The following is a 4,682-nucleotide window of genomic DNA, read 5'->3' as shown; positions in this document are numbered from 1 at the left end:
GGGAGCTGCCGCCGCGGCCGGCCACGACGCGGGCTGGCCCGGCGCCCCGGCCTGGTAGGCCGCAGCAGCGGTCGGGTAGGCCGTCGGATGCGTGGGAGCGGCGGTCGGATGCGTGGGAGCAGCGGGAGCAGCGGGGGTCGATGGCGGCGCACTGGACGCGTGGGTCGGGAACGTGTGCGTGCCGGGGTATTGCGGATCGGCGGGCAGGTGCGCGGGAGGCTGCTGGGGCTCGCTCATGACGACGAGCGTAGCCGTGGCGCCCGCGATCCGCACGGGGAGGGGGTTCAGCTCTTGGCGCCGGTCAGGGCCAGCGTGCCGCCGAGCCCGATCATCATCACGCCGCCGGTGCCGGAGAGCGTCGACATGCGACGCGGCGAGCGGGCGAACCAGGCGCGCGCGGTTCCGGCGGCGAGGGCCCACACGCTGTCGCAGACCAGTGCGAGCGTCTGGAAGGTGAGACCGAGCAGAAGAAGCTGGGCCCAGACCGGGCCGGCTGCCGGGACGACGAACTGCGGGAGCACGGCCACGAAGAACGCGATCGTCTTCGGGTTGGTCAGACCGACGATGAAGCCCTGGCGCAGCAGCTTCGCGGCGGAGGCCGGTGCCCGATCCGCATCAGGGACGTGGTCGTGACGGTGGCGGATCGCCTGCACGCCGAGCCAGACCAGGTAGGCGGCGCCGACGATCTTGATGAGGGTGAACGCCACCACGGAGGAGGCGACGATGGCGCCGACCCCAAAGGCCACGGCGAGAACGGCCGGTACGGTGCCGAGGGCGTTGCCGACGACGCTGAGCACGCCGGCACGGCGACCGAGCGAGAGAGAGCGGCCGATCACGAACAGCACGCTCGGACCGGGGATGGCGATGATCACGACGGAGGCGACGGCGAAGGCGACGAGGCTGTCGAGCGGGATCATGAGCCGACCATACACCGGGGGGTCGAGCTCGGTTCAGCGGTAGCCGTGTCCGGACTCGGCCCTCTGGTGGACGTCGCGGCCGCCGACGCGATTCCAGTCCGTCGGCGTGGGGTGGTAGCCGTCGCGACGGAGTTCGATGACGGTGGCGATAGTCGCCCATGCGACCAGAGCGAGGAGTGCGATGACGAGTATCATGGCAGAAACGCTACGTTCGATGCCGAACTGTCACGAGTGGCAGAATCGACTACCATCGTATGAAAACTGCCAATCGGGAGTGTGCATGAAGACAGTGGCCTGCGTCATCCAAGATGGCTTCGCGCCGTTCGAGTTCGGCGTCGCCTGCGAGGCGTTCGGACTCGATCGATCCAGCGACGGCGTGCCGAACTTCGACTTCCGCATCGTCGCCCCGCGCGCGGGTGTCGTGCAGTCGAAGATCGGCTTCTCCGTCAACGTCGAGCACGACCTGGCCTTCGCGTACGAAGCCGACCTCGTGGTGTTCTGCCCGCTCCCTCGCGAGCGCTGGGGCGACATCGATCCGCTCCTGCTCGACGTCGCCCGGCACGCGGTCGACCGCGGCGCCGGGGTGATGAGCGTCTGCAGCGGGTCGTTCATCCTCGCCGCCGCCGGCGTGCTCGACGGGCGTCGGGCGACGACGCACTGGATGTACGCGCACGTCATGGCCGACATGTACCCGCAGATCGACATCGACCCCGACGTGCTCTTCGTGCAGGACGGGAAGATCATCACCAGCGCCGGCACCGCCGCCGGGATCGACGCCTGCCTGCACCTGCTCCGGCAGGAGGTGGGTGCCGAGCTCACGAACCGCATCGCGCGCCGCATGGTGGTGCCGCCGCAGCGTGACGGCGGCCAGGCGCAGTTCATCGACCGTCCGATCCCCGTGGTCGCCACCGACTCGCTCGCCGCGGTCGCCGACTGGGCCGTCGAGCACCTCCGCGACGACCTCGGTGTCGATCAGCTCGCGGCCAGGGCACTGATGTCACCGCGAACCTTCGCCCGGCGCTTCAAGGCCGAGTACGGGGCGACGCCCGCCGCGTGGCTCGCGCGCCAGCGCATCATCCACGCGCAGCGGATGCTGGAGCGCACCGACCTTCCGCTCGACCACATCGCCGACGAATGCGGCTTCGGCTCGGCGGCGGTGCTCCGACAGAACTTCGCACGGGTCCTCGGACTCACCCCCACGGCCTACCGCGCGCGGTTCTCCTGCGCGTCGGACGAGTCTTCGGCGGCGTGAGCGGGCGCTCCGGTCAGAGCGCCCTGGTGGTCGAACGCTCGACCAGTGAGCAGGGCAGCAGCACGTGCGCGGCGTCCTGTTCGGGCGCGGCGAGACGCGCGAGCAGCAGCTCGACGGCGCCGTGCGCCATGTCGAGGATCGGCTGGCGCACCGTCGTCAGATCGAAGGCCTGCCACGACGACATCGCGACATCGTCGAACCCGAGCACCGACACCTCATCCGGCACGCTGACTCCGAGCGCCTTCGCGGCGTTCAGGGCGCCGAAGGCCACGAGGTCGTTGTGGCAGAAGAGCGCGGTCGGCGGTTCGGGCAGCTGCAGCAGGCGGGTCGCTGCCTCGAAGGCCCTGGTGTAGTCGAGATCGGCGACGTCCAGGAGCGAGGGGTCGAACACGATCCCGGCCGCCTCGAGCTCCGACAGGAAGCCTTCGTGACGATCGCGGACGGAGGTCGTGCCGAGCGGACCGGCGATCACTCCGATGCGTCGATGCCCGAGGGATGCCAGATGACGGCCCGCGATGCGCCCTCCGTCGACGTTGTCGGGCGAGATCGAGTCGTTGTCGGGCACGGCGCCGGGGCCCATCGTCACCGCGGGGACGCCGAGCGACACGATGCGACCCTCGTCATCGGGGGAGAGCAGCGTCGTCGTGAGGATGACGCCGTCGACGTTCGTCTCCCGCAAGGTCCGCGCGAGGTCTTCGGTGGTGTCGGCGCGACCGCTGAGGATGAGCGCCCGGTATCCGGCGCGATTGAGATCATCGCTGATCGTGTGCAGCAGTTCGGCGTAGTAGCTGTTGCGCGGGTCGCCGAGCACGACGCCGATCGTCTGCGTGCGGCTGGTGACGAGGCTTCGGGCGCTGAGGTTGGGGCGGTAGTCGAGCTGCTGGATCGCCGCCTCGACCTTGGCGCGCACCCGCTCGGACACGCCCTCATGGCCGTTGACGATGCGTGACACCGTCGTCTGCGACACACCGGCCGCTCGGGCGACGTCGACGCTGGTCACACCGCGGGACTTCGGCGGCATGGGCCCTCCTCTTCCGTGCCGGGCTTCCCATGCTAGACCGCGCGGAGGCCAAGAATGACTACGCAGTCCTCGGTGTGGCGCATCCGTCGCCTGCACCCCGTGATGCGCGGAGCGTGCGCTCAGACACTCCAGTGCGCCGGTGCGGGGAGCGCGTGATCGCGAACCTCGAGGCCTGTCGGGGTGACGGATGCCGTCGCATAGAGGAGCGACTGCGTGGGGTACCCGTGCGGGCGGTTGTCGCGGATGATCGCGCGGTCGTCTTCGGGCGAGAGCTCGGCGGAGGCCGCGAGGAGCGCTGTCCATTCGCCGGCCCAGTCCTCGAGGTCGGCCGTCGGGCCCAGAGCGCGGAACTCCGGCAGCCAGGCGGTGATCCGCGGAGTCGCCTCATCGTCGAGGTCGTCGTGCGCGATCATGTGCGTGCCGGGGGTGATGCGTGTCTCACTCAGGTCGACGCCGTCCCACGACAGCACTCGCGCCCCCTCGGGTCCGACCTCCAGCAGGTTGAAGCCGTGCATGGGGAGCGGGGCGACGGGGGAGCGGCCCGTGACCGATTCCAGTGCGAGGGATCCGCGGGAGACGGCGTGCGCATCGGGGAGGTCGCGCACGTCGGCGCGGTTCAGCAGCACGGCCAGCCGCCGTTCCGCGGGGTTTGCGGCGAGCCAGGCCCCGCCCGCGCGACGATCCCGGATGCCGACAACGCCCGGATACCGCTCCGGCCACCAGGGGCCGAGGGCGTCCCATTCCCGCTGCGGGTCTTCGTCACGCACCGCCAAGAGTCTCGCGACACCGGCATTCTCGACATCGATCACGACCGTGCACACGGGTCCAAGTCTAGGTCGAGGGCGACGACGTCGGCCCCACGGCGGCGGATGCTGCGGCAGAATCGAGATGTGAACATCGTCGTCGGAGTCACGGGCGGCATCGCCGCGTACAAGACGGTGCACCTCGTGCGCCTGCTCACGAAGGGCGGGCACGACGTGACCGTGGTGCCCACCGAGGATGCGCTGCGCTTCGTCGGGCTGCCGACGTGGGAGGCGATCAGTCGCCACCCGGTCACCACGAGCGTGCACGACGACGTGGCCAAGGTGCGGCACGTCGCACTCGGCCAGGCCGCCGAGCTCGTGATCGTGGCGCCGGCGACCGCGAACTCGATCGCCAAGATCGCCGCCGGTCTCGCCGACGACCTCCTGGGTACGACCCTGCTCGCCACCGAGGCTCCGGTGCTGATCGCGCCGGCCATGCACGCCGAGATGTGGCGGAACAGGGCCACGCAGGCGAACATCGCGACGCTGCGGGAGCGCGGCGTGCACATCGTCGGCCCGGCCGACGGCGAGCTCGCGGGCGGCGACAGCGGAGCAGGGCGGATGTCGGAGCCCGAGGAGATCTTCGCGGCAGCCCGAGCGCTGCTGGCGCCCGGCGACCTCGCCGGGATGCGGGTCGTCGTCTCGGCCGGAGGCACGCGCGAGCCCATCGACCCCGTACGCTTCCTCGG

Annotated in this window: 7 protein-coding genes; 2 read left to right on the top strand and 5 right to left on the bottom strand. The window is 70.6% G+C overall.

Going from position 1 to position 4,682, the window contains the following annotated elements; genetic code table 11:
• The 3 genes from ACNPM4_RS19970 to ACNPM4_RS19960 form a co-directional block, all read right to left on the bottom strand.
• On the bottom strand, nucleotides 1-237 hold a 237-nt coding region (locus ACNPM4_RS19970; RefSeq protein ID WP_448986926.1), incomplete at its 3' end, for a hypothetical protein.
• 47 nt (nucleotides 238-284) lie between these two features.
• The gene (locus tag ACNPM4_RS19965; protein WP_029262802.1) at nucleotides 285-917 is read right to left on the bottom strand and encodes a LysE family translocator; all 633 of its coding nucleotides are present in this window, start codon (nucleotides 915-917) and stop codon (nucleotides 285-287) included.
• A 33-nt stretch (nucleotides 918-950) separates the two neighbouring features.
• A complete protein-coding gene (locus tag ACNPM4_RS19960) occupies nucleotides 951-1,112 on the bottom strand; it encodes a hypothetical protein (protein ID WP_181156328.1) in 162 nt (53 codons plus the stop codon).
• 85 nt (nucleotides 1,113-1,197) lie between these two features.
• Here ACNPM4_RS19960 and ACNPM4_RS19955 point away from each other — a divergent pair, with 85 nt between their 5' ends.
• Nucleotides 1,198-2,169, top strand: coding sequence for a GlxA family transcriptional regulator (locus ACNPM4_RS19955; RefSeq protein ID WP_448986925.1), 972 nt, complete (start codon nucleotides 1,198-1,200; stop codon nucleotides 2,167-2,169).
• Nucleotides 2,170-2,182: 13 nt separating this feature from the next.
• On the opposite strand, the gene ACNPM4_RS19950 is transcribed toward ACNPM4_RS19955, so the two are convergent.
• Both ACNPM4_RS19950 and ACNPM4_RS19945 read right to left on the bottom strand, forming a co-directional pair.
• A complete protein-coding gene (locus ACNPM4_RS19950; protein WP_448986924.1) occupies nucleotides 2,183-3,190 on the bottom strand; it encodes a LacI family DNA-binding transcriptional regulator in 1,008 nt (335 codons plus the stop codon).
• Nucleotides 3,191-3,309: 119 nt separating this feature from the next.
• Complete coding sequence (locus ACNPM4_RS19945) at nucleotides 3,310-4,011, bottom strand: NRDE family protein (RefSeq protein WP_448986923.1); 702 nt, start codon at nucleotides 4,009-4,011, stop codon at nucleotides 3,310-3,312.
• A gap of 69 nt (nucleotides 4,012-4,080) precedes the next feature.
• Between ACNPM4_RS19945 and coaBC the strand changes: the two genes are divergently transcribed.
• Nucleotides 4,081-4,682: bifunctional phosphopantothenoylcysteine decarboxylase/phosphopantothenate--cysteine ligase CoaBC (gene coaBC / locus ACNPM4_RS19940; RefSeq protein WP_448986922.1), on the top strand; the 602-nt coding region annotated here is incomplete at its 3' end.

It is taken from the genome of Microbacterium umsixpiens, assembly GCF_053543675.1.
Note: the sequence above shows the minus strand (reverse complement) of the source record. Positions and strands in the feature narration are given on the sequence as shown.

Excerpts from the sequence above, each read along its gene's own strand:
- ACNPM4_RS19965 (WP_029262802.1), bottom strand. The coding sequence starts at position 917 with ATGATCCCGCTCGACAGCCTCGTCGCCTTCGCCGTCGCCTCCGTCGTG.
- ACNPM4_RS19960 (WP_181156328.1), bottom strand. The coding sequence starts at position 1,112 with ATGATACTCGTCATCGCACTCCTCGCTCTGGTCGCATGGGCGACTATC.
- ACNPM4_RS19955 (WP_448986925.1), top strand. The coding sequence starts at position 1,198 with ATGAAGACAGTGGCCTGCGTCATCCAAGATGGCTTCGCGCCGTTCGAG.
- ACNPM4_RS19950 (WP_448986924.1), bottom strand. The coding sequence starts at position 3,190 with ATGCCGCCGAAGTCCCGCGGTGTGACCAGCGTCGACGTCGCCCGAGCG.